This window comes from Plastoroseomonas hellenica (assembly GCF_018129085.1).
GTDB classification, from domain to species: Bacteria; Pseudomonadota; Alphaproteobacteria; order Acetobacterales; family Acetobacteraceae; genus Plastoroseomonas; species Plastoroseomonas hellenica.
Map to the genome: position 1 here is coordinate 1 of NZ_JAAGBB010000155.1, position 638 is coordinate 638.

The window sequence follows — 638 nt, forward strand, 5'->3', positions numbered from 1 at the left end:
TCCGGAAGCGGCCTTCGCGGCGGCACGGATCGCCGGCTGCCACGAGATGATCCTGCGGCTGCCGCAGGGCTACGACACCGAGATCGGCGATGGCGGGCAGCATTTGTCCGGCGGGCAGCGGCAGCTCATTGGCCTGGCGCGAGCGGTCTACGGCAATCCGAAGCTGGTGGTGCTGGACGAGCCGAACTCGAACCTCGACGGCGACAGCGAGGCGGCGTTGATCCAGGGCCTCGATGCGCTGAAGGCGCAGGGCTGCACGGTCGTGCTGGTCTCCCACCGCCCGGCGCTGGTGCAGGGCGTCGACAAGGTGCTGGTGCTGAAGGACGGGGCGGCGGAGATGTTCGGACCGCGGGCCGAGGTGCTGAAGAAGCTGATGCAGCCGCGGCCGGCGGAGGTGGCGGCCACGGGCTCCGCCGCCTTGCAGGCACCGGCGCAGGGGCGCGCGTCGTGAGCGGGGCGCTGATCCCGGCCGGGCTGCCGGGGACGGAGACGGCGGGCGGCCTGGAGCCGCGGCCGCGCACGCGCGGGCTGGTGCTGTTCGGGCTGCTGGCGATCACGGTCTTCGTGGGCAGCTTCGTGGCCTGGTCGGTGCTGGCGCCGCTGTCCGAGGCGGCGATCGCGCCCGGGCTGATCAAGGT

1 protein-coding gene and 1 pseudogene are annotated in these 638 nt (G+C 73.2%); both read left to right on the top strand.

All coding sequences use genetic code 11. The features are described 5' to 3' along the window. The coding region (locus tag GXW71_RS34605) for an ATP-binding cassette domain-containing protein (RefSeq protein WP_211858631.1) at positions 1 to 451 on the top strand (451 nt) is incomplete at its 5' end. Further along, positions 448 to 638, top strand: a pseudogene (locus GXW71_RS34610) (HlyD family type I secretion periplasmic adaptor subunit); the annotation flags it as partial. The gene GXW71_RS34605 and the pseudogene GXW71_RS34610, both read left to right, overlap by 4 nt.